Genomic DNA, 24,838 nt, shown 5'->3' on the forward strand with positions numbered 1-24,838 from the left:
CTTCAAACTGCTGATGAAATTGGCTTGGGGACGGACGAAGCCGATCTAAGTGACAGGGATCACAGAGACTGAACCGGAGCACACTTAAGCTTACCTAAGCTTGAAGGCGGGGCCTTGCCCCGTGCAGGTGGCTCCGACGGTTATAGGACTCGCGCTGCGCCGATATTGTGCAAACCCATCGCGCACCGGAATGACCTTCCGGTGCTGACAAATTGGAAATCGCCGTGAACGCATACAGTAAGACGCCGCTTCTCGACACCATCCGGACGCCGGAAGATCTGCGCAAGCTCAAGGTCGAGCAGGTTCGCCAGGTTGCCGACGAGCTGCGGCAGGAGACCATCGATGCCGTCTCGGTGACCGGCGGTCACTTCGGCGCGGGCCTCGGCGTGGTCGAGCTCACCACCGCGATCCATTACGTCTTCGATACGCCGCGCGACCGGCTGATCTGGGACGTCGGCCACCAGGCCTATCCGCACAAGATCCTCACCGGCCGGCGCGACCGCATCCGCACGCTGCGCACCGGCGGCGGCCTGTCCGGCTTCACCAAGCGCAGCGAGAGCGACTACGATCCGTTCGGCGCGGCGCATTCCTCGACCTCGATCTCCGCCGGCCTCGGCATGGCCGTGGCGCGCGACCTCTCCGGCGGCAAGAACAACGTTATCGCCGTGATCGGTGACGGCGCGATGTCGGCCGGCATGGCGTATGAGGCCATGAACAATGCGGGTGCCATGAACTCGCGCCTGATCGTCATCCTCAACGACAACGACATGTCGATCGCGCCGCCGGTCGGCGCCATGAGCGCTTATCTGTCGCGCCTCTATTCCGGCAAGACCTATCGCACGCTGCGCGATGCGGCCAAGCAGATCAACAAGCGCCTGCCCAAGATCCTCGCCAACCGCGCCAATCGCGTCGAGGAATATTCCCGCGGCTTCATGATGGACGGCGGCACGCTGTTCGAGGAGCTCGGCTTCTACTATGTCGGCCCGATCGACGGCCACAACCTCGACCATCTCCTGCCCGTGCTGAAGAACGTCCGCGACATGGAGACCGGTCCGATCCTGGTCCACGTCGTGACGCAGAAGGGCAAGGGCTACGGCCCGGCGGAAGCCTCCGCCGACAAGTATCACGCCGTCGTCAAGTTCGACGTCGCGACCGGTACGCAGGCCAAGGCCAAGCCGAACGCGCCGGCCTATCAGAACGTGTTCGGCCAGAGCCTCGTCAAGGAAGCCCAGAAGGACGACAAGATCGTCGCCATCACCGCGGCGATGCCCTCGGGCACCGGCGTCGACATCTTCAACAAGGCCTTCCCCGACCGCACCTTCGACGTCGGCATCGCCGAGCAGCACGCGGTGACCTTTGCCGCGGGCCTTGCGACCGAAGGCTACAAGCCGTTCTGCGCGATCTACTCGACCTTCCTGCAGCGCGGCTACGATCAGATCGTCCACGACGTCGCGATCCAGAGCCTGCCCGTCCGCTTCGCCATCGACCGCGCCGGCCTTGTCGGCGCCGACGGTGCGACCCATGCCGGCTCGTTCGACAACGCCTATCTCGGCTGCCTGCCCAACATGGTGATCATGGCAGCTAGCGACGAAGCTGAGCTAGTGCACATGGTGGCGACCCAGGTCGCGATCGACGACCGTCCGAGTTCGCTTCGCTATCCGCGCGGCGAAGGCCGCGGCATCGAGATGCCCGAGGTCGGCATTCCGCTCGAGATCGGCAAGGGCCGCGTGATCCGCCAGGGCAGCAAGATCGCGCTGCTCTCCTTCGGCACCCGTCTCGCCGAATGCGAGAAGGCCGCCGACGAGCTCGCCGCCCACGGCCTGTCGACCACGATCGCCGATGCGCGCTTCATGAAGCCGCTCGACACCGAGCTGGTCCTCAAGCTCGCGCGCGACCACGAGATCCTGATCACGATCGAGGAAGGCTCGATCGGCGGCTTCGGCTCGCATGTCGCGCAATACCTGACCGATCAGGGCGTGCTCGACACCGGCATGGTCAAGTTCCGCTCGATGGTGCTGCCCGACGTGTTCCAGGATCACGACACCCCGGCCGCCATGTACGCCCGCGCCGGCCTCGACGCCAAGGGCATCGTGGCCAAGGTGTTCGAGGCGCTCGGCAAGGATGTGAAGACCGAGACGGTCAAGCTGGCTTGATTGTCGCGGCAGACGCTGAACCCCACCTCTCCCGTAGGGAGAGGTCGGATTGCTCCTGGCGATGCGAAGCATCGTCCAGTGCAATCCGGGTGAGGGGCTCAGATCCCACGTGAGAGCGTAACCCTCACCCGCACCTTCGGCGCGACCTCTCCCCTTGGGAGAGGTTTTGCACCGCCAACGTCGCGGCAACTCCGATGCCTTCTCAATCGGTCGTGCGATGAAAATCTATCTGGCAGGCCCCGACGTGTTCCTGCCGGATGCCGTCGAGATCGGCCGGCGCAAGGTCGAAATCTGCGCCGCGCACGGGCTTACCGGGCTCTACCCCCTCGACAACGCGATCGACCTCACCGCGCGCGACGCTTCGCGGCAGATTTTCTGCGGCAACGAGGCGATGATGGACGCGGCCGATGCCATCATCGCCAACCTCACGCCGTTCCGCGGCGCCGGCGCCGATCCCGGCACCGTCTACGAGCTCGGCTACATGGCCGGCCGCCGCAAATTCTGCCTGGCTTATTCCAACGATGGCGCCGCCTATGCCGACCGCCTCAGTCGCTTCATGGAGGTCACCTCCGAGAACGGGCGGCTGGTCGATGCCCAAGGGCTGGCGGTCGAAGATTTCGGCCTCGTCGACAACCTCATGATGATCCATGCGCTGGAGCTGCACGGCTGCCCGCTGGTGACGCCGGCCACTATGCCGACCGACGTCTGGCACGATCTCACCGCGTTCGAGACTTGCGTCCGGATGGCGGCCGCGCGATTGATCGCTACATAAGCTTTTTAGTCGTCCGTCGGAGATCCGATGCCCCCTGCCCGCAAGCGCGCGGATGTATTGCTGGTCGAGCGCGGCCTGTTCGAGAGCCGGGCGCGGGCCCGCGCGGCGATCGAGGCCGGCCTCGTCACGGCCGACGACAAGCAAATCGCAAAGCCGTCGGAGACGATTGCCGAGGACGCGGTGATCCAGGCCGAGCCGGCGCACCCTTACGTCTCCCGCGGCGGCGTCAAGCTCGCCGGGGCGCTGGAGCGGTACCCGATCGAGATCGAGGACCATGTCTGCCTCGACGTCGGCGCCTCCACCGGCGGCTTCAGCGAGGTGCTGCTGGCGAACGGCGCGAGCCTGGTGTTCGCGATTGATGTCGGCACAAGCCAGCTGCATCCCTCGCTGCGCGATCATCCCAAGATCGTGTCGATCGAGGAGACCGACATCCGCAGCTATGAGGGCAAGCGCCTGCCGGCGCGCCCCGATGTCGTCGTCATCGACGTCAGCTTCATCTCGCTGAAAACGGTGCTGCCGGTGGCGCTGTCGCTCGCGGACGCACCGATGAGCCTGCTGGCGCTGATCAAGCCGCAGTTCGAGGCTGATAGGAAGCACAACAAGAAGGGCGTCATCCGCGATGCTGCCGTGCACCGGGAGATCTGCGACGACATCGCAGCCTTCGCGGTATCGCTCGGCTGCACCGAGATCGACATATTCCCCTCGCCGATCACCGGCGGCGACGGCAATATCGAATTCTTCCTGGGCGCGCGCCGTGGTTGAGCGCATCACGATCGATCATGTCGGCCATCGCGGCGACGGCGTCTGCCTCGACGCCGGCGAAGCAATCTATGTGCCCTATACGCTCGGCGGCGAGACCGTCGAGGTCGATCACGTCGCAGGCCATCATCCCGACCGGCGCAAGCTGCTGGCGGTGGAGGTCGCAAGCCCGGAACGCGTCGAACCATTCTGTCCGCATTTCGGCGTGTGTGGCGGCTGCGCGATCCAGCATTGGGCGAACGAGCCGTATCGGGCTTGGAAGCGCAACATGGTGATCGAAACGCTGGCGCAGGCCGGCATCGATTGCGAGGTGGCGCCGCTGGTCGACGCCCACGGCGCCGGGCGCCGGCGCATCACGCTGCACGGCCGGTTCGGCACGCACGACATCCTCAAGGTCGGCTTTTCGGCTGCGAGCTCGCACGACGTCATCCCGATCCATCGTTGTCCGATCCTCGATCCCGCGCTCGAGGGCGCACTCGATGCCGCCTGGGCACTCGCCGAGCCGCTGACGTCCAAGATGCCGGTGACCAAGCCATTGGACATCCAGGTCACCGCGACCGCCAACGGGCTCGATGTCGACGTGCGCGGCTCGGGCCCGCTGCCGACGGCGCTGGTCACGGCGCTGTCGCGCGTCGCCGAGCAGCACCGCCTGGCGCGGCTGACCCGGCATGGCGAGCTGGTGCTGCAACGCCTGCCGCCGACGGTGAGGATGGGCCGCGCCGAGGTGACGCTGCCGCCGGGCTCGTTCCTGCAGGCGACGGTGGCGGGCGAAGAGACGCTTGCGGCACTCGTCGCAGAGCGCATCGGCAAGGCCAAGGAGGTGCTCGACCTCTTCTGCGGCGTCGGTCCGTTTGCGCTCAGGCTCGCGGAGAAGGCGCGCGTTGCAGCCTATGACAGCGACGCCGGCGCCATCGCGGCGCTGGCGAAAGCTGCGCGAACACCTGGCCTGAAGCCGATCAAGTGCGAGCCCCGCGATCTGTTCCGCCGCCCGCTGGTGCCGCAGGAGCTGCGGGACTTCGACGCCGTGGTATTCGACCCGCCGCGCCAGGGCGCGCAGGCGCAGGCGCTGAAGCTTGCGGCGAGCAAGGTGCCGGTCGTGATTGCCGTGTCCTGCAACCCTGCAACCTTTGCCCGCGACGCGCGGCTGCTGATCGACGGCGGCTACCGGCTGGAGGCCGTAGTGCCGGTGGACCAGTTCCGCCACACGCCGCATGTCGAGCTGGTGGCGCGGTTCAGCCGCTGACGCGGGCGGCTACGCCGAGGCCTCGAACTGCGGCTGCCATCGCAACAGGTAGGACTGCAGCGAGCGCACTGCGATTGCCAGCAGGATGCCGACGAACATCATGACGAAGATGGCTACCATCATCTCGCTGGCATTGGCCCGCGCCTCAGCTTCGATGATGAGCTTGCCGAGACCGCGTTCGGCGCCGATGAACTCGCCGACGATCACGCCGATCAGCGCGAAAGAAACGGCCGGCAAGAGCGAGGCAAACACCCAGGCGAGCGCGGATGGGATCACGACCGTGCGCAGCACCGTGAATTCGCTGGCGCCGAGCAGGCGGGCGGCAGCGATCTGGTCACGGTCGACCGCACGCGTTCCCTCGAAGGTGTTGAAGAACACCACGAAGAACACGACGAGCCAGGCGGTTGCGATCTTGGAGAGGTCACCGAGGCCGAAAATCAGGATGACGAGCGGGACCAACGCAATGCGCGGTATGGAGTTGAACGCCACGATGTAGGGGCTGAACACGCGAGAGAGGAAATCGGAACGGCCGAGCACCAGGCCGGCCGCGATCCCGCTCGCCGAGCCGAATAGAAAGCCCCACCAGGTGTTCTTCAACGTGACGAGTGTGGCAAGCCATAGATTGTTGTCGCTGCCCTTGATGCAGGCGGTAAAGCCGGTCGCGTCTGCGAAGCAGCCAAGCCGCAGGAAACTCTGCCAGATCAGCGACGGCTTGGCGACGAAATAGGGATCGAGGATTTTCGGCACGTAGGCCTTCGGCAGCAGCGTCTTGCTCCATTCGAAGCCCCATTGCCAGACGACGAGAACCACTGCGAGAATGGCCAATTGCCAGAACAGGATGACGGTGCGGCTGTTGGACATGATCAGTCGGCCCTGGTGCGGCGGAATTCTTCGCCGAGGGAATGCCAGATGTGGGAATAGAGCCGGGCGAACTCGGCCGTCTCGCGCACGGCCACGGGATCGCGCGGCCGCGGAATGGCGACGTCGAAGTCTTCCTTGAGACGCCCGGGGCGCGCCGAGAGCAGAATGATGCGGCTCGCCAGCGTCAAGGCTTCGCCGAGATCGTGAGTCACGAACAGAACGGTCTGCCGCTCGCGTTCCCAGATCTCCAGCAGCGTCTTGTGCATCTCGAGCTTGGTGTGGGTGTCGAGCGCGCCGAACGGCTCGTCCATCAGCAGGATCTCGGGCTCCAGGATCAGCGTGCGCATTAAGGCGACACGCTGGCGCATGCCGCCGGACAGCATGCGCGGGAAGCTCTGCGCAAAGCCTGCAAGGCCGGCCTTCTCGATGGCGGTGGCAACGCGCGCGGCGCGCTCGCTCTTTGGCACTCCCGCGATCTCCAGCCCATAGCCGATGTTCTGCTCCACGGTCCGCCACGGAAACAGCGTATCGCGCTGGAAGACATAGCCGACCCTGGGGTTGACCTCGCCGGTCTCGACCGTGTCCTGGTCGATCAGGATGCGTCCGCCGGAGCGCGGCAACAGCCCCGCGACCATATTGAGAATGGTGCTTTTGCCGCAGCCGGATGGACCGAGCAGCGCGACGAACTCGCCCTGCTTGACCTCGAAGGAAACGTCATCCACCGCCACGAACTCGCGTCCGGACGCGTTGAAGCGCTTGGCAAGACCCTGTACGGCGATGCGCGTGCGCGCAGCCGCTGCGCGATCCTCGTCGCGCGCGAGCGCGAGGCTCTGGCTTGGCGCGGCGATCATTTGTATTTCGCCCTGGCCGCCTGAAGGAAGCTCATGTCGACCGCATCCTCGTACCTGGTCTCGGGAATGTCCGTGCCCTTGCGGTACCAGGGCTTGGCGCCGCGCTCGAACGACGCCTTGTCGATGACGCCGTCATAGGCCCAGGTCGACTTGTCGAAGCCGAGCTCGGCGCTGACGGCATCGGGATCTATCCCTGAAAAGTACTTCGGCGTGACCAGCGCCTGCACCTCCGCGAGCGGCGCCGCCTTCACAAAAGCCATCGCCCGGTAGATCGCGTTGACGTAGGCCTGCACCATCGCCTTGTCCTGCTGGACCGTGTCCTGGAGCGTGTAGATCACCAGCACGGGCAACGTCCCGCCGAAATCCTTCTCGAACACGCCAGGCTTCGACGTGTCGTAGATCGTCCGGCCAAAACCCTTCTTCTCGACCTCGACGATCCAGCTCGGCGGCGCCACGATGGCGTCGAACTGCTTGGTCTGCAGCGATGGGAACATCGTGTTGGGCCCGCCGCCCGCAACCCAGTTCACCTTGTTGCCGAGCCCACGCGCTTCGAACACATAGGTGCCGTACACCCAGGTGCCTGACCCGATGGCGGTCGCGGCAACGATCGGCTTGGCGCCGTCGGGGCGCTTGTAATCCGCGAGCTTCTCGATCGAATTGATGCCGCTCTCGTAGAGGTCCTGCCGGACCACGATGTTGGCGTAGGAGCATACCATCTCGGTCGCGAGCAGCATCCTGCAGGGCTTGCCGCGCGCACCGAGCTGGAGCGGATGGCTGGCATCGCCGTGCGCGAACAGCGCCTGCCCCGCCGCCAATGTCTGCCGGCCGAACGTACCGGCATTGCCGGTAACGAGCTTGGAGTCGAGCCCTTCGTCCTTGAAGTATCCCTTCAGCTCCGCGATCATGCCGACGGCGTAAACCGGCGACACCGGCCCGAAAGCGAGCGAGACCTGCTTGGCCTCCGCACGCAATGGCCCCGGCAGCAGTGACGCGCCGGCCCATGCAGACCCCGCGAACAGCGCCTGGCGTCTCGAAATGCTCATGTGATCCTCCTCCCTTGGTTCTTGTTCAATCGCGCGGTCCGTCAGGACGGCGGGACCTTGATTGTCCCTGCTTGTCGCAGCTGTTCGATCTCATCCGGCGACATCCCGATCTCGCGCAGGATCTCGCCGCTGTGCTCGCCGATACCGGGTGGATCGTAGCGGTTGGACAGCCGCTTTCCGTCCATGGCAATCGGCAACAGCGGTGTCTTGACCTCATTACCGTCAGGCAAACGGATGTCGGTCAGGCCGCCGGATTGGTTGAGATGCGGATCATCGAAGAGATCGCCGGGCTTGTTCACCGGTGCGTAGGGCAGATCGAGCTGCTCGAGCCGCGCGGCGAGATCGGCCTTGTCCCATTGCTTGAAGATATTCGCGATTTCCGGGATCAACCAGCCGCGATGATCGACCCGGCCATTGCTGGTCGCAAAGCGTGGATCGGAGAGCCAGGCTTCGCGATCGAAGGCGCGACAGAACGCTTCCCATTGCTCTTCACCGACGATGGTGACGAACAGTTTTGAGCCATCCCTGGTGTCGAAGAGGTCGTAGACGGGCCACGGGCTGTCCTTGATCGAATAGGGGATCGATGGCTGCCCGCTGACCACCTCGCACATCATCGCCTGGGCCATCAGGAACACGTTGTTCTCATACAGCGCACTCTGGATGTAGCGGCCCCGGCCGGTACGCTGCCGCTCGGCGAGCGCGGCCTGGATCGCGATCACACCGAACATGCCGCCCATGACGTCATTGACCGAGGCGCCGGCGCGCATCGGCCTGTCGGGCAAACCGGTCATGTAGGCGAGGCCGCCCATCATCTGCACGACTTCGTCGAGCGCCAGGCGGTTCTCGTAAGGACCAGGCAGATAGCCCTTGAGCGAGCAATAGATCAGGCGCGGCGCGAAAGCCGCGACGCTCTCGTAGTCGAGACCAATCCGCTTCAACAGGCCCGGCCGGAAGTTCTCGATCAGCACGTCGCTGTGCTCGAGCAGTCTGCGTGCGATGTGCTGGCCCTGCGCTGTCGACGTGTCCAGAGCGATGCTGCGCTTGTTGCGGCTGTAGGTCGCAAAGAAGCCGGCGGCAGGTCCCTTGAAGGCGCGGGTACGGTCACCCTTGGGCGGCTCGACCTTGATCACGTCGGCACCGAGATCGGCCAGGATCAAGCCGCAGCTCGGCCCCATCACCATCTGGCTGAACTCGATGACCCGAAGGCCCGCCAACGGACGAAGCTCAGATCCCGTCTCACGCACAGCCATGGTCATGCCGCGCTCCGCAGGAGCTTGGGAATTCCGGCCTCGTGCAGATGCCCGGTCAGATGGTCTGCGGGGATGTGGCGGGCGAGAATCTCGCGGGTCTGCATCAGGCGGTCGAGGTCGATGCCGGTGGAGAGCCCCATGCGCTCCAGCATGAACACCAGATCCTCGGTGACGATGTTACCGCGTGCGCCCGGAGCGAAGGGACATCCGCCGAGGCCGGATACGGCGGCATCGAAACGGCGGATGCCCGCTTCAAGGCCGGCGACGGCATTGGCCAGGCCGGCGCCGAGCGTATCGTGCAGATGCAGCCGCAGCGTCATTTGCGACCCGAGCTCGCGCTGCACCGCCCCGACGATCTGCCGGATCGATTTCGGCGTCGCATAACCGACGGTATCGGCAAGCCCGATCTCGTCGGCACGCGCTTCGGCAAAAGCGCGCGCAACCCGGCACACCGCCGCTTCGCTCACCTCCCCTTCCAGCGAGCAGCCGAAGGAGGTGGAGATCGCCCCCATCAATCGCGGCCGCTGCCCCAACGGCCGGGCGTCGATCGCAGCGCGGACTGCGCGAAACCCCTCGACCTGCTCGTCGACCGAGCGGCGCACGTTTGCGCGGTTGTGCGTCTCGCTGGCCGAGATGACGAAATAGACGGCGTCGACGCCCGCGCCGATGGCGCGCTCGGCGCCCTTCGGGTTCGGCACCAGCGCGCCGATGATAGTGGATTTGTGCATGAGCGCATGCGCCATCACCGCATCAACGTCGGCGAATTGCGGCACGACCTTCGGCGGGACGAACGACCCGGCATCGATCTCGCGTATGCCCGCGGCGGCGATCATGTCGATCAACGCGCATTTGGCCTCGGTCGGAACGAAGATGTCCAGGTTCTGAAGACCATCGCGGGGCGCGACCTCGCAAATGTGGACATCGGGCTCGCGGGCCATGTGGGTCTCCCTGGGGACGATTGTATATTGTTGCATAAAAGAACAATCCATGAGACAGTCTGTCAAGCCCTAAAACTTGCGTGCACTGCAATGAGCGCCACCGACAGTTCCCGACCGCGCAGCGACAAGAACGGTTCCGAGCGGGCCGAGCAGCTCGCCGGCCTGATCATGGCGCTAGCCCGCCGCGAAGGCATGAAGGCCGGAGACCGCTTGGTCGAACAAAGGCTTGCGGATGCGCTGGATCTTTCACGCGCGCCGATCCGGCTCGGCCTGAAGGCCCTGGAAGCGGCGGGGCTGGCGCGCGGCGAGCCGCATCGCGGCTTCGTGCTGGCGAAGAATCCGACCAGCGGCGCCGCCCAACCGGCGCTCGCGGCCGTCAGGCGCGGCGAGCAGGTTTATACGGCCATCGCAGGGGACGTGCTCGCGAGCCGACTCCCAGCCGACGTCACGGAGGCGGAGCTCTTGCGCCGCTATGATCTGAGCCGCGCGGAGTTGCAGCGGCTGCTGGACCGTATCGCCGCCGAGGGCTGGATCGCACGCCTGCCCGGCTATGGCTGGCGTTTCGCGGAGACGGTCTCGAGCCCCGAAGCGCAGGCGCAGGCCAAGGCGTTTCGCGCAGTGATCGAGCCGGCGGCGATCGCACAGCCCGGCTTTGCGCTGCCCCAGGAGGTGATCACACGCCTGCGCGAGCGCCAACAGCGGGTCTTCGACGGCGAAATCGAGAAGATGACGATTGGCGAGATCTTTCACTCCGGCTGCGAATTCCACGAGGAGATCATCCGCGGAACAGGCAATCCATTCTTCCTCGAAGCGCTCAAGCGCGTGAACTCGATCAGGCGCCTGTTCGCCTATCGCAGCTTCGCCGATCGTGACGGCATGAGGCGGCACGTGCGCGAGCATCTGCGCCTGCTCGACGTTCTGGAAGCGCGGCGCTACAGCGAAGCCGCCGACCTGATGGCCCGGCACCTGCAGCGTCCGCTGGTCGCCGGCGTATCGTGATCCTGCCGACCTTGATTCCGGTCAATCTTCTCGGCGCCGCCTGGCGCTAAGAATGCCTCATCATGGGGTGTGGAGCGGAAGTCCGTGGCCAACCGGCGACAATTCATCACGACCGCGCTCGGGCTTTCTGCGGCAGCGATCGGCAGCCCTTCCGCCGCGCTGGCGGCGATGACCTATGACGAGGCCATCAACGCGTCACGGGCTCCGCTGCGAGCAGCGCCCAGGGATCGCGAGCTCGTCCGGTTTGCGACGCTTGCGGCCAACAGCCACAACACCCAGCCGTGGATCTTCGCCGTCCGCGGCAATGTCATCACGATTGCGCCTGACGTCGCGCGGCGCTGTCCGGCCGTCGATCCCGGCGATCATCATCTCTTCGTCAGTCTCGGCTGTGCCGCCGAAAACCTCATCCTCGCCGCGGCCACGCTGGGCTGGCGCGCCGATCCGGTCGTCGACGGCGATCGCATCGTGATCACGCTCGACGAGGCCGCTCCTGCCGCATCGGCCCTGGCCGATGCAATTCCCGTCAGGCAATGCACCCGCGCGGCCTTCGCCGGCAAGCCTGCCGCGCCCGAGATCCTGCGCCAGCTCGAGAACGCCTGCCGGCAACCCGGCGTCGCTGCGATCCTGATCACCGAGCGTGCCGGAATGGCTGAGGTCGCCGACTATGTGCTCGAAGGCAATTCGGCGCAGATGCGCGACAAGGCCTTCATGCGCGAGCTCGTCGACTGGATCCGCTTCAACGAGGCAGAGGCGGTCGCGACCATGGACGGGTTGTTCGCGCCCGCATCGGGAAATCCTGCGCTGCCGTCCTGGATAGCCCGGCCGCTTCTGAAGCTGTTCTTCACCGAAAGCGGAGAAAACAAGAAATATCGCGAGCAGCTCGACAGCTCGGCCGGTGTCGTCGTGCTTGCTGCCGATCGCAGCGACACCTCGCACTGGATCGCGGTCGGCCGCGCCTGCCAGCGCTTCGGCTTGCAGGCGACCGCACTGGGACTGAAATATTCCTTCGTCAACCAGCCGGTCGAGGTCGCAGCACTGAGGCAGCAATTCGCGACCCGGCTCGGCCTCGGCGTACGACGCCCCGACATCGTGATGCGCTTCGGCACCGGCCCAAGCCTGCCGAAATCGCTGCGGCGTCCACCGGAGCTGGTGATGCGACCCTAGCGCCGAAGGCCGCTCAGCGCCGGCGATTCGCCGGGCAGCATGTTCGATCTGATATCGCTGTCCATGCGGCCCGAGTCCTGCTGGGCGTAGCCGACGCCGAACGACAGGCTGAGATTTGAGGTCGGCTTGAATTCGACACCCGCAAACCCGCCATAGCCGGGCGCGGCGGTGGAGGTGAGCGGCGCCAATGAGCTGCCGATGCCGTTGCCGTATTTCAGCGTGTCGAAGCCGGCAAAGAAGGTGACGGGCATGCCGCCGGCGGTCTTCATCTGATAGCCAAATTGCGTGCTGTCATAAGAGAGCGCGCTGAAATTGCCGAGCGAGCCCGCCTGGTTGAAGCCGCTCAATCCGAGATTTCCGCGTTCGCGACCGATGACGAAGCCGTTCGCAGAGCTCGTACGCCAATCGGCCTCTCCGGCGTTGAAGCCCGCAAAGTTGCCATAGCTGTCGGAGCTCAGGCCGGCAGCGCCGCCAAGGCCGAAAGGCCCGCCGGGAATCCAATATCGCAGCGGCGCCACTTGCGCGTGAACCGGCGCTCCGCCGAGGCAGAACACGGCGAGAGCTGCAAGAGCGCATGAGCGTGCAAGGTCGAACATTCTGGCTACCGTCTAAAAGCCCTTAAAACTATACTCCTCGACCATCATCAATGCCAGCGGAGTGACCGCGCCGGCCCTCGCGGCCGCAGGTCTTTCGGGGAACCGCACCTGATGCCGGACGATCCGCTGCTCACCCGCCTGACATCCGTTGTTGCCGATGTACCTGGCGTTCAAGCTGTCGTACTCGGCGGCTCTCGCGCGCGGGGCCGCGCGCATGCGGCCTCGGACTACGATATCGGACTCTATTTCAAGTCAGCGCTGGACATCGGACGGTTGCTGGCCGCCGCGAAGACGATCGCGGACGATCCCGCCGCCACGACGGTGACGCCCGTCGGAGAATGGGGGCCCTGGATCGTCGGCGGCGCCTGGCTTTCGGTGGGAGGCTGCAAGGTCGACCTGCTCTATCGCGACGCCGACGCGGTCGAGGCCGTCATGGAATCCTGCGGCGCCGGCGTGGTCACCATGGACTACCAACCCGGCCATCCACATGGCTTCTGCTCGGCGATCTGGATGGGCGAGATCGCATATTGTCAGCCGCTGCACGATCCGACCGGCCTGATTGCCCGATTCAAGTCGATCGCACTTCCCTATCCGGAAGCTCTGCGCAGCGCCCTGATCCGGCGCTTCCAATGGGAAGTCCTGTTCAGCATCGAGAATGCCGAGCTCGCGGCCGCACGCAACGAAAGGACCCATGTCGCGGGATGCCTCTACAGGTCGCTCGCCTGCGTCGCGCAGGTACTGTTCGCGCTGAACGAGCGCTATCTGATCAACGAGAAGGGGGCGCTGCAGGAGGCAGCCGGCCTGCCGCTGACGATTCCACACCTGGTGGAGCAGGCCGACGAAATCTGGCGACTTGTCGCTGATGGCGGTTTCGCGCAGGCCTGCGCAATGCTGCGGCAGGTCGACCGAGAATTGAAGGCGCTGGCTCACCCCGGCGGAACAGCGCCGTAAAGGGTTATGCGGTCTTGTCGACCGAAGACGACGAATCCGCCGGCGGATATTTTGTCACCGGCACCATGAAGGATTTGGTGCCGACCTGGTAGATGATCTTGCCGTTCTGCCCGTCGTCGGTCGCGATCTGCGTCTGTCCGAACATGATGACGTTCTTGTAGACGAAGCCGGTGCCCTTGCGGGTGACGCCGTCGGTGGTGACGCTGACCTCGGCCTCCTTGCCATTGACGGACAGCACCTTGAAGCTCGCGCTCTTGCCGTTCTCGCTGGAATAGCCGCCCCAGCTTCCCATCAGGCGGCTGTCGGACGCGGGCGGGTCCTGCTTTTGCAGATTTGCAGTCTGCTTGCCGACGCCCCCGAACGAGAACAGCATCACCATGTTCTTGCCGTCCTTGGTGCCGACCGTGACCCCGCCGAAGGTGATGAGCGTGCCCTGAACCTCGCCGAAGCCGCGCTCGGTGCGTCCGTTGTGGGTGTACTCGACCTGCGCCCGGGCGCCGCGGATGTTGACGACCTTGAAGCCGACGGGCTGGTTGTTGCCCACCCAATTGCCCTTCCAGTCACCGAGCAGAGCGCTCTGGCGATACAGCCGCTCGTTGGCGGGCGAAATCTGGCTGGTGCTCGATGTGACGATGGCCATTGGATTGCTCGGACGGGCCTCACAAACCCGCTTTCGCTGGCTTGGGCAGGTCAGGATGCCGGCGGGAACGAACAGTAACGATGCGATTAGGGCCACGCACCCGTTAACGAGCCGTTAAGCGCGCGCGTCGGCCGGGCGGGCAAAAGATCTCAGCCGGAACTGGCGTGATGCCACCGGAAAAAACCGCCCCCTCACCGCCCCCAGCGATCGGACCAGATCTTCTCGCCGATGAGGCAATTGACGCGCGGCTCCTTGTCGGCAACCGGCATCACGGGCCGCTCCGGGGTGCGGCCGGCGATTTCCATCAGCAGCTTGGTGCGGATCGCTTCCTTGAACTTGTCGCGCTCCTTGATCGTGATGACGAAGGACCCCGGCCCTCCGATGACGCAGTCCTCGTAATAAAGATCGAGATTGTCGATATCCATGGTCGAATAGGACGGCTCCTTGACCATGATCGGCAGGCCGTTGATGACGATGCCTTTCTCCAGCGCGGCGTCACGCGCCATCGTGACCGGGCCGCCATTGTTGTTCGGACCGTCGCCGGAAATGTCGATGACGCGGCGCAGGCCGCGATAGGGATCCTCGTCGAACAGCGGCATCGCGAAGTTGATCGCGCCTGATATCGAGGTGCGCGAAGCGCGCCGGATCGGCGTCTTCATGATCTCGGCGGCAACCGCGTCCGCCGTCTCCGGACCATCGATCAGCCGCCAGGGAATGATGATCTTCTGGTCGCTGGAGGCGGCCCACTCGAAATAGGTCACCGCGATACGGCCGTTCGGGCCGAGCTTCAGCGCCTGCAGGAACTCCTTCGACTGGATCGCCTGGGCATAGCCCTCGCGCTGGATCGCGAGCTCGTCCATGTCCATCGAGTAGGACACGTCGACCGCGAGGATCAGCTCGACATCGACGCTCTGCGCGTCCTTGTCGGCCGCAAGCCGCTGCGGTTGAGTTCTGGGCGATTCGAATTTGGGTCCTGGTGCCGCGATGCCCGCGACGTCCCCTCCGGCAAACATGCCGGCCACCAGCACAGCCCCGATCGAGAACAGCAAACGCATCGCAGTCTCCCGTCGTATGACGCGATGGTGACATGCAATCGGCTTGCCGCAAAGGCCGAAGATCGCTTGTGCTTCACATTCGAGTTAGGAATTCACACGTTACGCAAGTCTGCCGCCATGTTGCCGCGCTTGCGTCAGGAACAGGCGCGGTCTCAAGAGCCGTCGTTCGGGGACTCGCGAAGCGAGGATCCCGGAATCTGAGAGATTCCGGGTTCGATGCTGCGCATCCCCGGGAATCACAGCTGCCGGCGGAGGCACGCGACCCCGCCCATTTGTCCGGCACGATTTCCATGCTAGGTTGGTCGCACAGATGGGGATGGAGTCCCCCGATAACCGCCCGGCGGTCGATGACCTCATGGGCTGATGACTCCTGCTCGAGGAGAGGCAATCTTGGGCCTCTGCCTTTGGCGGGAGCATGGACGTACCCGCCGATGGCGGGTTTTTTGTTGCCTGCTGGCGGCCGGCGGGCGAATGCGAGGGGACGACGAAGACGTGACGATGACGACACCGAATGCCGTACGTACCACGCTGCCCAGGGGGATCTGGGTGCTCGGCTTCGTCTCGATGTTCATGGACATCTCCTCCGAGATGATTCACGCGCTGCTGCCGGTCTATCTCGTGACCGTGCTCGGCGCCTCCACCCTCACCGTCGGCTTCATCGAGGGCATCGCCGAGGCGACCGCCTCGATCACCAAGATCTTCTCCGGTGCGCTGTCGGACTGGCTCGGCCGCCGCAAGCTGCTCGCCGCGCTCGGCTATGGGCTAGCCGCCTTCACCAAGCCGCTGTTCCCGCTCGCATCCAGCGTCGGATGGCTGGTGGCCGCGCGCTTCATCGATCGAGTCGGCAAGGGCATTCGCGGCGCGCCGCGCGATGCGCTGATCGCCGACATCGCGCCCGTCGGCCTGCGCGGCGCGAGCTTTGGCCTGCGGCAATCGCTCGACACGATCGGCGCCTTCGTCGGGCCGCTCGTGGCCATCGGCCTGATGTGGTGGACGGCCGACAATTTTACCCTCGTGTTCTGGGTCGCGGTGCTGCCGGCGTTCCTGTCCTTCGGGCTGATCGCGTTCGCGGTCACGGAGCCGGAGCCCGATCCGAGCCGGAAACGTGCGGAAAATCCGCTCAATCTCGCCGCAATGCGCCAGCTCGGAGCGGTCTATTGGCGCGTCGTCGCCGTGGGCGTCGTGTTCACGCTCGCGCGCTTCAGCGAGGCCTTCCTAATCTTGCGCGCACAGAACATCGGGCTCGACGTGATGTGGGTGCCGGCTGTACTGGTGCTGATGAACGTCGCCTATGCACTGTCGGCCTATCCGGCCGGCGTGCTGTCGGACCGGATCAACCGGACCGGCCTGCTCGCGCTCGGCCTGGTCTTCCTCGCCGCGGCCGACCTCGCGCTGGCGCTGCTCCCGAGCCTTGCGGGCCTCGCGCTCGGAGTCGTGCTGTGGGGACTCCATATGGGACTGACGCAGGGCCTGCTCTCGGCCATGGTCGCCGATGCCGCCCCGCCAAGCCTGCGCGGCACCGCCTTCGGCTATTTCAACCTGTTCACCGGGCTTGCCTTGCTGGCTGCGAGCGTGATCGCGGGTGCGCTGTGGGACGCCTATGGACCGGCGGGAACGTTTCTTGCCGGGCTTGGATTCGCGCTGGTTTCGCTGGTGGGGCTGCTCGCCGTCGGCAAAGGTCTGGCCACCGAGGGCAAGTGAAGCAAATGGCGAAGTGGGGAACGAGAGATTGAACATTCAATACATTCTCGCCGTTGCCGGCGGCGGAGCGCTCGGCGCGGTCATACGCTATCTCGTTGCGATCGGGTCGGGCCGCGCGTTCGGTACGGATTTTCCGTGGGGCACGCTGATCGTCAACGTCACCGGATCGTTCCTGATCGGCATTTTCGCCGCGCTGTTCGCGACCAAATGGAACCTGCCGCAGGCCGCGCGGATGTTTCTGACGGTCGGAGTTTGTGGCGGATACACGACGTTCTCGACGTTCTCGCTGGATGCCTGGTATCTGATCGAGCGCGGCCAGACATGGGCATCTGCCGCCTACATGATTGCGTCGGTCGTGCTGTCGGTGGGCGCTCTGATCGCCGCATTACAGCTCGTTCGCGCACTTCCGTAACTCGCGCAGGCGCAAGTCGTGCATTCCTGCCCAGCCGCGACGGCATAGTGGCGAGCGGCCGCATATCTTGGAGCGCTCCCCGCTCCTGCGGTATGATGTGTTGGCTGGTGGCTCATTCGAGCTAGGGCGTTTCGGGGCACGATGAACGACACCGTCACCAAACCGAAAACCAGGACCAGGACCAAGGTCGAGCGGCCGAAGCTCCACAAGGTCATCCTGATCAACGACGACTACACGCCGCGTGAATTCGTCACTATGGTGCTGAAGGCCGAATTCCGCATGACCGAGGATCAGGCCTACAAGGTGATGATCACCGCGCACAAGCTGGGCGCCTGCGTGGTGGCCGTATTCACCAAGGACGTCGCCGAAACCAAGGCAACGCGCGCCACCGACGCCGGCCGCGCCAAGGGCTATCCGCTATTGTTCACGACGGAGCCGGAGGAATAGGCTTCATCCTGCGGCGATGAATGTCTTTCAGCTCAGTGCACATCACGCCATCACCACCGGCGTCTCCTCCGCCAGCCCGTAGACGCGCTGCGCCTTGGAAAATCCTGCGATCGGAAACTCGCCGAGCTGGTGCCAATCATGGCGGCAGACATTGGCAAAACCTTCCGAGGCGACGACGGTCCGCCCCAGGCGCCCCGTGATCTTCTCCAGCCTTGCCGCGAGATTGACCGCCGGGCCGATGCAGGTGAAGTCGAGGCGGTTGCCGCCGCCGATATTGCCGTACAGGATGTTGCCGACATGCAGCGCGACGCCGAAACGGAAGCGCTCGACGGCCTCGCCGACCGGAAAGGCCAGCGCCTCGACGCTGGCGCGGGATTCCCGCGCCGCCTCCAGCACGCGCGCGCAGACATGAGCGGCATCGCCGACATATTCGTCGATCGGGAACACGGCGAGCAGGCCGTCGCCCATGAACTTCAGCACCTCGCCGCCATGGTCTCGGATCGCCGTGACCTGGCAGTCGAAATAATGATTGAGGATCTGGACAACCGTCTCGGGCGGCAGCCGGTCCGACAGCGCGGTGAAGCCGCGCAGGTCCGACAGCCAGATCGCCGCCTGCATGGTGTCGTTGTGACCGCGGCGGATCTGGCCGCCGAGGATGCGCGCGCCGGCGCGATTACCGACATAGGTGTCGAGCAGCATCTCGGCGGTGCGGCGCATAGTGATGATCTCGCTGATGCGTGCGAGAGGCGCTATGAGAGCTCGGATGGCTGCGATGTCGTCGTCGCTGAAGCCGCCGGGCTGCCGCGTGATCCAGCTCGTCGCGTGAATGGAGCCGTCGAGAAAAGGCACCGGCACCGCGATATAATCGGTCGCGCCTTCGGCGTGCATGTCCTCGAGGAACGGAAATCGCTTGCTGTCGGGGTCGCCTGCGCGGCCCCTGACCTCGATGCCCTGCTCGAAAACCACGCGAAGCGGGCTGTGGGCGAATTGGGCGTGTCCAGGATCTCAAAATCGACGCTGCCGATTTCAACTCCCTCGCCCTGCCGCCAGATGAAGTTGCGGCCGAAGACTTCGGGATGCAGCGTGCGGATGAAGATGCCGAACCGCCACAGCGGCAGGCCGGCCGCGACCAGACGATCACAGAAATCGGCAATCCCTACGGCCGGCTCCTGAGCCGCCCAAGTGCCATCGATCAGCCAGTTGGTGATGCGCTGAAGCTCGGAGCTGTTCATGGCCGCATTTGCGGACGAAGTTGCGGGGCCGTCAAGCTGCACGGTGGACTAGTACCGCGAGTTCAACGCCCGACCTGTCCGCGATCGCGCAGGAAGTGATCGGCAAGCACGCAGGCCATCATGGCCTCGCCGACGGGGACGGCACGGATGCCGACGCAGGGATCGTGACGGCCCTTGGTGAAGATCTCGGTCTCGGTGCCTTGCCGATCGACGGTGAGACGCGGCTGCAGGATCGACGAGGTCGGCTTCACCGCGAAACGCACCACCACGGGCTGCCCGGTGGAGATACCGCCCAGCACGCCGCCGGCGTGGTTGGAGAGGAAGCGCGTGCCGTCATTGCCGGAGCGCATCTCGTCGGCGTTCTGTTCGCCCGTCAGTTCCGCCGCGCCAAAACCGGCGCCGATCTCGACGCCTTTCACCGCGTTGATGGTCATCATCGCGCCCGCCAGATCGGAATCGAGCTTGGCGTAGATCGGCGCGCCGAGACCTGCCGGCACGCCCTCGGCGACGACCTCGATCACGGCGCCGATCGAGGAGCCGCTTTTGCGGATGCCGTCGAGATAGGTCTCGAAGAACGCGGCCTTGTCCTTGTCGGGACAGAAGAAGGGATTCTTGGCGACCTCGTCCCAGTCCCACTTGTCGCGGTCGATCTTGTGCGGGCCGATCTGCACCAAGGCGCCTCGGACCTTCACATCCGGCAGCACTTTCCGCGCGATGGCGCCTGCGGCAACGCGCATCGCGGTCTCGCGCGCCGAGGAGCGCCCGCCGCCGCGATAATCGCGCAGGCCGTACTTCGCCTCATAGGTGAAGTCGGCATGACCGGGACGAAACTTGTCCTTGATCTCGGAATAATCCTTCGAGCGCTGGTCGGTGTTCTCGATCAGAAGGCCGATTGGCGTGCCCGTCGTCACCTGAGCGCCGGTCTCGGGATGGGCCATCACGCCGGACAGGATCTTCACCTGGTCCGGCTCCTGGCGCTGGGTGGTGAAGCGCGACTGGCCGGGACGGCGCCGGTCGAGATCCCGCTGGATGTCGGCCTCGGTGAGCGGGATCATCGGCGGGCAGCCGTCAACCACGCAGCCGATCGCCACCCCATGGCTCTCGCCGAAGGTTGTGACGCGGAACATGTGGCCGAAAGTGTTGAAGGACATCGCTGCTCGCGGGTTCGGTTCCGGCGTGTGGTAACGCGCTCTCGATGAGGGGTCAAATGGCCGTCAATTTCGTCATGGCCGGGCCTGTCCCGGCCATCCACGTTCTCAGTTCGGGAGGTAAAGTCCGTGGATGCCCGGGACAAGCCCGGGCATGACGGCGGGGGCGAGGCAGCGCTCCGGGCTAACTAAACTTCTCCAACCGCCCGTCGCGGAACACGTAGACGGCGCCCTGCTCGATATAGAGCTCGGCGGCGCTGGCGGGCGTCTCGAGGCCCAAGGCCACCATCAGAGCTCGGCAGGTCCCGCCATGGGCCACTGCGACGGTGTCGGACAGGAGCTGGTCGTACCAGGTGCGCACGCGGACCTGCACGTCGGCGTAGGTCTCCCCGCCCGCAGGCCCCACGGTCCATTTGTCGGCGAGGCGCCTTGCATAGATGTCCGGATCCCTCGCCTCACTCTCGGCCAGCGTCAGCCCCTCCCAGGTGCCGTAGCCGATCTCGCGCAGACGATCGTCGAGCGCGTAATCGGCAGGCGGCAATTCGAGCTTGCCGCGCGCGAGCTCCATGGTCTGGCGCGCACGGCCGAGCGGGCTCGACACGTAAGCCAGCGCGGCCTTGTCGCGCCCGTCGCGCTTGAACAGTTCGGCGAGAATGCCGCCGGCCTGCACGGCCTGGCTGCAGCCGCGCGCGTTCAGCGGAATGTCCCTGGTGCCCTGAAGCCTGCCGAGCGCATTCCACTCGGTCTCGCCGTGGCGAAGATAGTAGATCGTAGGCTTGGGCATTTCAGTTAGAGGCTAGTCCTTCCCGCCAAGCGAGATATCAGGCGCATCCGGCCGCTTCATGCCGAGCACGTGATAGCCGGAATCGACGTGGTGCACCTCGCCGGTGACGCCGCGCGAGAGGTCGGAAAGGAAATACAGCGCGCTGCCGCCGACGTCTTCGGTGGAGACGTTGCGCCGCATCGGCGCGTTGGTCTCGTTCCACTTCAGGATATAGCGGAAGTCGCCGATGCCGGACGCCGCCAGCGTCTTGATGGGACCTGCCGAGATCGCGTTGACGCGAATGTTCTTCTCGCCGAGATCGGCAGCGAGATAGCGCACGCTGGCTTCCAGCGCCGCCTTGGCCACGCCCATGACGTTGTAGTGCGGCATCCACTTCTCGGCGCCGTAATAGGAGAGCGTGATCAGCGAGCCGCCATCCGTCATCAGCTTCTCGGCGCGCTGCGCCACCGCCGTGAACGAATAGCAGGAGATCAGCATCGACTTCGAAAAATTCTCCTGCGTGGTGTCGACGTAGCGGCCGTCGAGCTGCTCGCCATAGGCGATCGCATGCACGAGGAAGTCGATCTTGCCCCATTTCTCCTTCAGCACAGCGAAGACGGCATCGATGGTCGCGGCATCGGTGACGTCGCAATGGCCGAGCACGAGGCCGCCGATCTCGGCGGCGAGCGGCTCGACGCGCTTCTTCAGCGCATCGCCCTGATAGGTGAAGGCGAGCTCGGCGCCAGCGGCGTGGCATGCCTTGGCGATTCCCCAGGCGATCGAGCGGTTGTTGGCGACGCCGAGGATGACCCCGCGCTTTCCTTGCATCAGACCCGAATTCTGCGCCATTTTTGCACGTCCCGTCGAACTCTCGTTGAGGTCTGGAGGTACACCAGCCCTCCCTCGCGGTACAGCCCTAATCCGCAGCATTAACGCTGTTTCGAGTGCCGGAATAGCCGTTCCGCTTGGGTGTTATGATCGCTATAGGCGCGCGCCGAACGCCAGGGATGTCAGGACCGCAATGAGTGCGTTTCGCCAGAGTGTGGAAGCCATGATCCCGGCGTTGCGCCGCTACGCCCGCGCGCTCACACGCGATGCGGATGCGGCCGACGATCTGGTCCAGGATACGTTGGTACGCGCGCTGCGTTCGGAGCGGCTGTTTCTCGGAGGCGACGTCAGGAGCTGGCTCTATACGATCCTGACCAACCTCAACAAGAACCGGCGGCGCTCGCTGGCAAGGCGGCCGCAATTCATGCCGCTGACGGACAACAACCCCGATGCCAGCGGGACCGAGGCCGAAGGACGCGACATCGAGAAGGCACTGGCTACTCTCGTCGAGGAGCAGCGTTCGGTGCTGCTGCTGGTGATGCTGGAAGGCATGAGCTACCGCGAGGTTGCCGACATCCAGGGCGTGCCGATCGGCACCGTGATGTCGCGCCTGGCGCGCGCAAGAGCCCACGTCAAAGCCTCACTGGAGGGCGAGCGTACGGCGCTCAGGCGGGTGAAATGATGGCCGGGTCGATGCATCGAACGATCTCCGCCCGCAGCCGGATAGTGAGCTGCGCGAAGCTAACTCGCAGAAGACATTTTGGGCCGCAGAGCCAGAGACGACCGATATGAACGACCGCAAGATTCCAGTAACCGAGGACGAACTGCACGCCTATGTCGACGGCGAGTTGCCGGCCGAGCGACGCGCCGACGTCGAGGCCTTTCTTGCCGCCCACCCCGAGGACGCCGAGCGGGTGCAGTCCTGGCGGACCATGGCCGAGATGCTGCACGCGCGTTACGATTCGATTGCCCATGAACGGGTGCCCGCACGGCTCGAGCTCGAGAGGCTGGAGCGCCGCCCGCGGCAATGGTTTTATGGCGCCGCCGCGGCCGTGCTGGTCGCCTTCGTCGCCGGCGGCACCGCCGGCTGGGTGGCGCATGGCGCCGCCAACGCGCCCTCGACCTTCCGGAGCTTTACGGCGGACGCACTCGACGCCCACCGCCTCTATGTCGTCGAGGTCCGCCACCCCGTTGAGGTCGGCGGCAACGAGCGCGATCACTTGCAGGCCTGGCTGACCCGGCGCTGCGGCTGGACCGTGTTCGCGCCGAACCTGGAGGCGAGCGGGCTGAAGCTGGTCGGCGGCCGGCTTCTGCCGGGACCGAACGGTCCGGCGTCGTTCCTGATGTACGAGGGCGCCTCGGGCGAACGGTACACCATCTACAGCGCCAAGACCGAGAATGGTGCAACGCAAATGCGCTACGCCAAGACGGACAAGGACGGCGCGTTGTTCTGGTCCGAGCGCGGCGTCGGCTACGTCGTCAGCGGCAGCAGCGATCGCGAGCGGCTGACCAAGGTGGCGCAGGCCGTCTACGACCAAGCAGAGAAAAACGGCACCTAGACAACCGCGCAAGGCCAGTGCCCAGATTCCGTCATCGAAAATTTGGAATCAGGACATCGACACGTCTCATTATCGCACCGGGTGCTCACGCGATTATGAGTGGCGTTCGATCCGCCGATCGACGCGGGCGGCCTCGATTGGGGTTTTTGGTACCGCGCTGGTCCCCCTCTCGAGGCCGCACCTTTTTATCGGCTGCCCCGCCGGACAGCCGACACGTCGAGACCATGAAGCGCTACCACGCCTCAGGCGTATGATGGGCATCATCTCCAGGACGATGCCGTGGTCCTTTAGGAGAACCCCTTCAGTTCGCTCTCGCCCTAAAGCGCGATGGCTCGCGCTTTAGCTCTTTGTTTGCGCATGATCTTTCCGGAAAACCGCTCCACACTTTTCCGGACATGCTTTAGCCGACACCGCTACGTGGATTGTAGGGGTGTTGGTCCCGCCACTTCTCCATCAATGCTTCAAGCTCGGCGTCGTTCCCGTCCGGTAGCATAATCCTGATGATGACGAAGAGATCCCCAGTTCCGCCGGCTTTCGGCAGGCCCTTGCCCTTGAGGCGGAAGGTCCGGCCGCTGGACGTGTTCTTGGGGACCGAGAGCTCCACGGCATTGCCGAGGGTCGGCACGCGGACCTTGCCGCCGAGCACCGCCTCGTAGAGCGTGACCGGCAGGTCGATCCTGAGGTCTGCGCCCTCGACCTTGAAGAACGGGTGCGGTGCAATGTTGATGGTGATCAGGAGATCGCCGGGCGGATGGCCCTGCGCACTTTCTCCCTGCCCCCGCAGCCTGATTTGCTGGCCCTCGGTGACCCCGGCCGGAATCTTGACGTTGAGCTCCTTGCCAGTCGGCAGCCGCACACGCTTCTCGCCGCCCTTGACCGCCTCTTCCAGCGAGACGCTCATGGCGACGTTGACGTCGAGATCGAGCCCGATGCCGCCAGTGTCGAACTCGAACTGGGCGCCGCCGCCGGCTCCGGGCCGTGCGCCGCGCATCCCGCCGCCGAACATGCTGTTGAGGATGTCCTCGAACGCACCGCCGCCCGGGCCGCCCGCACCGCCGCTTCGGAACGTATAGCTTTCGAACCCGCCTGGGCCCGCGCGGCCGCGAGGACCGCCGCCGCCCGGAAAACCCTGGAAGCGCGGCTTGCCCTCGGCGTCGATCTCGCCCCGGTCAAACTGCTTGCGCTTGTCCTCGTCGCCGAGGATCTCGTTGGCCGAGTTGATCTCGGCGAAGCGTTCGGCAGCCTTCGGATCACCCTTGTTGCTGTCAGGATGGTGCTTCTTGGCCAGCTTGCGATAGGCGCTTTTGATCGCGGCAGCGCTGGCGCTCCGCGGCACCCCCAAGACCTCATAGGGGTCGCGCATTCGTCACGTCTCCTTCAAGAAATCGAATTGTTCAAAGGGCTCCCCGCCCCACCTGCGGGTGATGTGGGAAGAGAGTGGCATTTTTGCAACTAGGAACGCGAGCTGAAGCT

24 protein-coding genes, 1 pseudogene and 1 riboswitch are annotated in these 24,838 nt (G+C 65.1%); of the genes and pseudogenes, 12 read left to right on the top strand and 13 right to left on the bottom strand.

Translation table 11 applies throughout. The features are described from left to right. The first annotated feature begins 224 nt into the window (after positions 1–224). The 4 genes from dxs (at position 225) to I6F31_RS01890 (ending at position 4,927) form a co-directional block, all read left to right on the top strand. Complete coding sequence (dxs, locus tag I6F31_RS01875; protein ID WP_036038029.1) at positions 225–2,153, top strand: 1-deoxy-D-xylulose-5-phosphate synthase; 1,929 nt, start codon at positions 225–227, stop codon at positions 2,151–2,153. Positions 2,154–2,370: 217 nt separating this feature from the next. After that, positions 2,371–2,925 carry a nucleoside 2-deoxyribosyltransferase gene (locus I6F31_RS01880; RefSeq protein ID WP_225146182.1) on the top strand — a complete coding sequence of 185 codons (555 nt, stop codon included), beginning with the start codon at positions 2,371–2,373 and terminating at the stop codon, positions 2,923–2,925. Positions 2,926–2,952: 27 nt separating this feature from the next. Next, positions 2,953–3,687, top strand: a complete 735-nt coding sequence (locus I6F31_RS01885; protein ID WP_225146183.1) for a TlyA family RNA methyltransferase — start codon at positions 2,953–2,955, stop codon at positions 3,685–3,687. Next, positions 3,680–4,927 carry a methyltransferase gene (locus tag I6F31_RS01890; RefSeq protein ID WP_225146184.1) on the top strand — a complete coding sequence of 416 codons (1,248 nt, stop codon included), beginning with the start codon at positions 3,680–3,682 and terminating at the stop codon, positions 4,925–4,927. The genes I6F31_RS01885 and I6F31_RS01890 overlap by 8 nt, the downstream gene beginning before the upstream one ends. Positions 4,928–4,936: 9 nt before the next feature. On the opposite strand, the gene I6F31_RS01895 is transcribed toward I6F31_RS01890, so the two are convergent. Genes I6F31_RS01895 through I6F31_RS01915 form a run of 5 tightly spaced genes read right to left on the bottom strand, consistent with a single transcriptional unit; the run spans position 4,937 to position 9,870 of the window. Then, positions 4,937–5,788 (bottom strand): ABC transporter permease, encoded by an 852-nt coding sequence (locus I6F31_RS01895; protein WP_225146185.1) that lies wholly within the window; start codon positions 5,786–5,788, stop codon positions 4,937–4,939. 2 nt (positions 5,789–5,790) lie between these two features. Beyond that, on the bottom strand, positions 5,791–6,639 hold the full coding sequence (locus tag I6F31_RS01900; RefSeq protein WP_225127544.1) for an ABC transporter ATP-binding protein: 849 nt from the start codon (positions 6,637–6,639) through the stop codon (positions 5,791–5,793). Beyond that, entirely contained in the window at positions 6,636–7,682 is a 1,047-nt protein-coding gene (locus I6F31_RS01905) for an ABC transporter substrate-binding protein (RefSeq protein ID WP_225112637.1), read from the bottom strand. Before I6F31_RS01905 ends, I6F31_RS01900 begins: the two co-directional genes overlap by 4 nt. A gap of 41 nt (positions 7,683–7,723) precedes the next feature. Further along, a complete protein-coding gene (locus I6F31_RS01910; RefSeq protein WP_225146186.1) occupies positions 7,724–8,938 on the bottom strand; it encodes a CaiB/BaiF CoA-transferase family protein in 1,215 nt (404 codons plus the stop codon). Then, complete coding sequence (locus tag I6F31_RS01915) at positions 8,935–9,870, bottom strand: hydroxymethylglutaryl-CoA lyase (protein WP_225146187.1); 936 nt, start codon at positions 9,868–9,870, stop codon at positions 8,935–8,937. The genes I6F31_RS01910 and I6F31_RS01915 overlap by 4 nt, the downstream gene beginning before the upstream one ends. On the opposite strand from I6F31_RS01915, the gene I6F31_RS01920 reads away from it, so the two are divergent. Beyond that, a complete protein-coding gene (locus I6F31_RS01920) occupies positions 9,847–10,869 on the top strand; it encodes a GntR family transcriptional regulator (protein ID WP_225143588.1) in 1,023 nt (340 codons plus the stop codon). The two genes, I6F31_RS01915 and I6F31_RS01920, sit on opposite strands and share 24 nt — an antisense overlap. 84 nt (positions 10,870–10,953) lie before the next feature. Beyond that, positions 10,954–12,033: a Tat pathway signal protein gene (locus I6F31_RS01925; protein ID WP_225184599.1), complete on the top strand. Its 1,080-nt coding sequence runs from the start codon at positions 10,954–10,956 to the stop codon at positions 12,031–12,033. Here I6F31_RS01925 and I6F31_RS01930 read toward each other — a convergent pair. Continuing rightward, positions 12,030–12,629: a hypothetical protein gene (locus I6F31_RS01930; protein ID WP_225184600.1), complete on the bottom strand. Its 600-nt coding sequence runs from the start codon at positions 12,627–12,629 to the stop codon at positions 12,030–12,032. The two genes, I6F31_RS01925 and I6F31_RS01930, sit on opposite strands and share 4 nt — an antisense overlap. A 111-nt stretch (positions 12,630–12,740) precedes the next feature. On the opposite strand from I6F31_RS01930, the gene I6F31_RS01935 reads away from it, so the two are divergent. Next, positions 12,741–13,580 carry a nucleotidyltransferase domain-containing protein gene (locus I6F31_RS01935; RefSeq protein ID WP_225184601.1) on the top strand — a complete coding sequence of 280 codons (840 nt, stop codon included), beginning with the start codon at positions 12,741–12,743 and terminating at the stop codon, positions 13,578–13,580. Positions 13,581–13,584: 4 nt separating this feature from the next. Here the strand turns inward: I6F31_RS01935 and I6F31_RS01940 are convergent, their stop codons facing one another. Continuing rightward, complete coding sequence (locus I6F31_RS01940; protein WP_225143580.1) at positions 13,585–14,220, bottom strand: hypothetical protein; 636 nt, start codon at positions 14,218–14,220, stop codon at positions 13,585–13,587. 191 nt (positions 14,221–14,411) lie between these two features. Beyond that, the gene (locus tag I6F31_RS01945; protein WP_036004084.1) at positions 14,412–15,275 is read right to left on the bottom strand and encodes a DUF1194 domain-containing protein; all 864 of its coding nucleotides are present in this window, start codon (positions 15,273–15,275) and stop codon (positions 14,412–14,414) included. Positions 15,276–15,578: 303 nt separating this feature from the next. Further along, positions 15,579–15,655, top strand: a riboswitch (Fluoride riboswitch). Between the two features lie 118 nt (positions 15,656–15,773). Here I6F31_RS01945 and I6F31_RS01950 point away from each other — a divergent pair. The 3 genes from I6F31_RS01950 to clpS all read left to right on the top strand — a co-directional run bounded on the left by I6F31_RS01950 (position 15,774) and on the right by clpS (position 17,835). Then, positions 15,774–16,976 carry an MFS transporter gene (locus I6F31_RS01950; protein WP_225184602.1) on the top strand — a complete coding sequence of 401 codons (1,203 nt, stop codon included), beginning with the start codon at positions 15,774–15,776 and terminating at the stop codon, positions 16,974–16,976. 28 nt (positions 16,977–17,004) lie between these two features. Beyond that, entirely contained in the window at positions 17,005–17,388 is a 384-nt protein-coding gene (gene crcB, locus I6F31_RS01955; protein WP_225143576.1) for a fluoride efflux transporter CrcB, read from the top strand. Positions 17,389–17,529: 141 nt separating this feature from the next. Beyond that, entirely contained in the window at positions 17,530–17,835 is a 306-nt protein-coding gene (gene clpS, locus I6F31_RS01960) for an ATP-dependent Clp protease adapter ClpS (RefSeq protein ID WP_036004073.1), read from the top strand. Between the two features lie 42 nt (positions 17,836–17,877). Here clpS and I6F31_RS01965 read toward each other — a convergent pair. The 4 genes and pseudogenes from I6F31_RS01965 to fabI form a co-directional block, all read right to left on the bottom strand. Continuing rightward, a pseudogene (locus tag I6F31_RS01965) lies at positions 17,878–19,067 on the bottom strand (adenylate/guanylate cyclase domain-containing protein). 62 nt (positions 19,068–19,129) lie between these two features. Beyond that, a complete protein-coding gene (gene aroC / locus I6F31_RS01970; protein ID WP_036026145.1) occupies positions 19,130–20,218 on the bottom strand; it encodes a chorismate synthase in 1,089 nt (362 codons plus the stop codon). Positions 20,219–20,399: 181 nt separating this feature from the next. Further along, entirely contained in the window at positions 20,400–20,999 is a 600-nt protein-coding gene (locus I6F31_RS01975; protein ID WP_036004064.1) for a histidine phosphatase family protein, read from the bottom strand. A gap of 12 nt (positions 21,000–21,011) precedes the next feature. Beyond that, entirely contained in the window at positions 21,012–21,827 is an 816-nt protein-coding gene (gene fabI / locus I6F31_RS01980; protein WP_018648668.1) for an enoyl-ACP reductase FabI, read from the bottom strand. A 172-nt stretch (positions 21,828–21,999) separates the two neighbouring features. Here fabI and I6F31_RS01985 point away from each other — a divergent pair, with 172 nt between their 5' ends. Both I6F31_RS01985 and I6F31_RS01990 read left to right on the top strand, forming a co-directional pair. Next, on the top strand, positions 22,000–22,488 hold the full coding sequence (locus I6F31_RS01985; protein ID WP_036004059.1) for an RNA polymerase sigma factor: 489 nt from the start codon (positions 22,000–22,002) through the stop codon (positions 22,486–22,488). Between the two features lie 106 nt (positions 22,489–22,594). Continuing rightward, the gene (locus I6F31_RS01990) at positions 22,595–23,365 is read left to right on the top strand and encodes an anti-sigma factor (protein ID WP_036004055.1); all 771 of its coding nucleotides are present in this window, start codon (positions 22,595–22,597) and stop codon (positions 23,363–23,365) included. A gap of 400 nt (positions 23,366–23,765) precedes the next feature. Here the strand turns inward: I6F31_RS01990 and I6F31_RS01995 are convergent, their stop codons facing one another. Next, positions 23,766–24,728: a J domain-containing protein gene (locus I6F31_RS01995; protein ID WP_057026860.1), complete on the bottom strand. Its 963-nt coding sequence runs from the start codon at positions 24,726–24,728 to the stop codon at positions 23,766–23,768. Positions 24,729–24,838 lie beyond the last annotated feature (110 nt).

Source organism: Bradyrhizobium sp. NBAIM01, from assembly GCF_020194115.1.
Taxonomy (GTDB): domain Bacteria; phylum Pseudomonadota; class Alphaproteobacteria; order Rhizobiales; family Xanthobacteraceae; genus Bradyrhizobium; species Bradyrhizobium yuanmingense.

Bases quoted from the DNA above. Each gene is read 5' to 3' on its own strand.
- I6F31_RS01910 (WP_225146186.1), bottom strand. From the start codon at position 8,938: ATGACCATGGCTGTGCGTGAGACGGGATCTGAGCTTCGTCCGTTGGCG.
- I6F31_RS01885 (WP_225146183.1), top strand. From the start codon at position 2,953: ATGCCCCCTGCCCGCAAGCGCGCGGATGTATTGCTGGTCGAGCGCGGC.
- clpS (WP_036004073.1), top strand. From the start codon at position 17,530: ATGAACGACACCGTCACCAAACCGAAAACCAGGACCAGGACCAAGGTC.
- I6F31_RS01975 (WP_036004064.1), bottom strand. From the start codon at position 20,999: ATGCCCAAGCCTACGATCTACTATCTTCGCCACGGCGAGACCGAGTGG.
- I6F31_RS01900 (WP_225127544.1), bottom strand. From the start codon at position 6,639: ATGATCGCCGCGCCAAGCCAGAGCCTCGCGCTCGCGCGCGACGAGGAT.
- I6F31_RS01950 (WP_225184602.1), top strand. From the start codon at position 15,774: ATGACGACACCGAATGCCGTACGTACCACGCTGCCCAGGGGGATCTGG.
- I6F31_RS01930 (WP_225184600.1), bottom strand. From the start codon at position 12,629: ATGTTCGACCTTGCACGCTCATGCGCTCTTGCAGCTCTCGCCGTGTTC.
- I6F31_RS01915 (WP_225146187.1), bottom strand. From the start codon at position 9,870: ATGGCCCGCGAGCCCGATGTCCACATTTGCGAGGTCGCGCCCCGCGAT.
- I6F31_RS01940 (WP_225143580.1), bottom strand. From the start codon at position 14,220: ATGGCCATCGTCACATCGAGCACCAGCCAGATTTCGCCCGCCAACGAG.
- fabI (WP_018648668.1), bottom strand. From the start codon at position 21,827: ATGGCGCAGAATTCGGGTCTGATGCAAGGAAAGCGCGGGGTCATCCTC.
- I6F31_RS01880 (WP_225146182.1), top strand. From the start codon at position 2,371: ATGAAAATCTATCTGGCAGGCCCCGACGTGTTCCTGCCGGATGCCGTC.
- I6F31_RS01995 (WP_057026860.1), bottom strand. From the start codon at position 24,728: ATGCGCGACCCCTATGAGGTCTTGGGGGTGCCGCGGAGCGCCAGCGCT.
- I6F31_RS01935 (WP_225184601.1), top strand. From the start codon at position 12,741: ATGCCGGACGATCCGCTGCTCACCCGCCTGACATCCGTTGTTGCCGAT.
- I6F31_RS01895 (WP_225146185.1), bottom strand. From the start codon at position 5,788: ATGTCCAACAGCCGCACCGTCATCCTGTTCTGGCAATTGGCCATTCTC.
- I6F31_RS01990 (WP_036004055.1), top strand. From the start codon at position 22,595: ATGAACGACCGCAAGATTCCAGTAACCGAGGACGAACTGCACGCCTAT.
- I6F31_RS01945 (WP_036004084.1), bottom strand. From the start codon at position 15,275: ATGCGTTTGCTGTTCTCGATCGGGGCTGTGCTGGTGGCCGGCATGTTT.
- I6F31_RS01985 (WP_036004059.1), top strand. From the start codon at position 22,000: ATGAGTGCGTTTCGCCAGAGTGTGGAAGCCATGATCCCGGCGTTGCGC.
- I6F31_RS01905 (WP_225112637.1), bottom strand. From the start codon at position 7,682: ATGAGCATTTCGAGACGCCAGGCGCTGTTCGCGGGGTCTGCATGGGCC.
- aroC (WP_036026145.1), bottom strand. From the start codon at position 20,218: ATGTCCTTCAACACTTTCGGCCACATGTTCCGCGTCACAACCTTCGGC.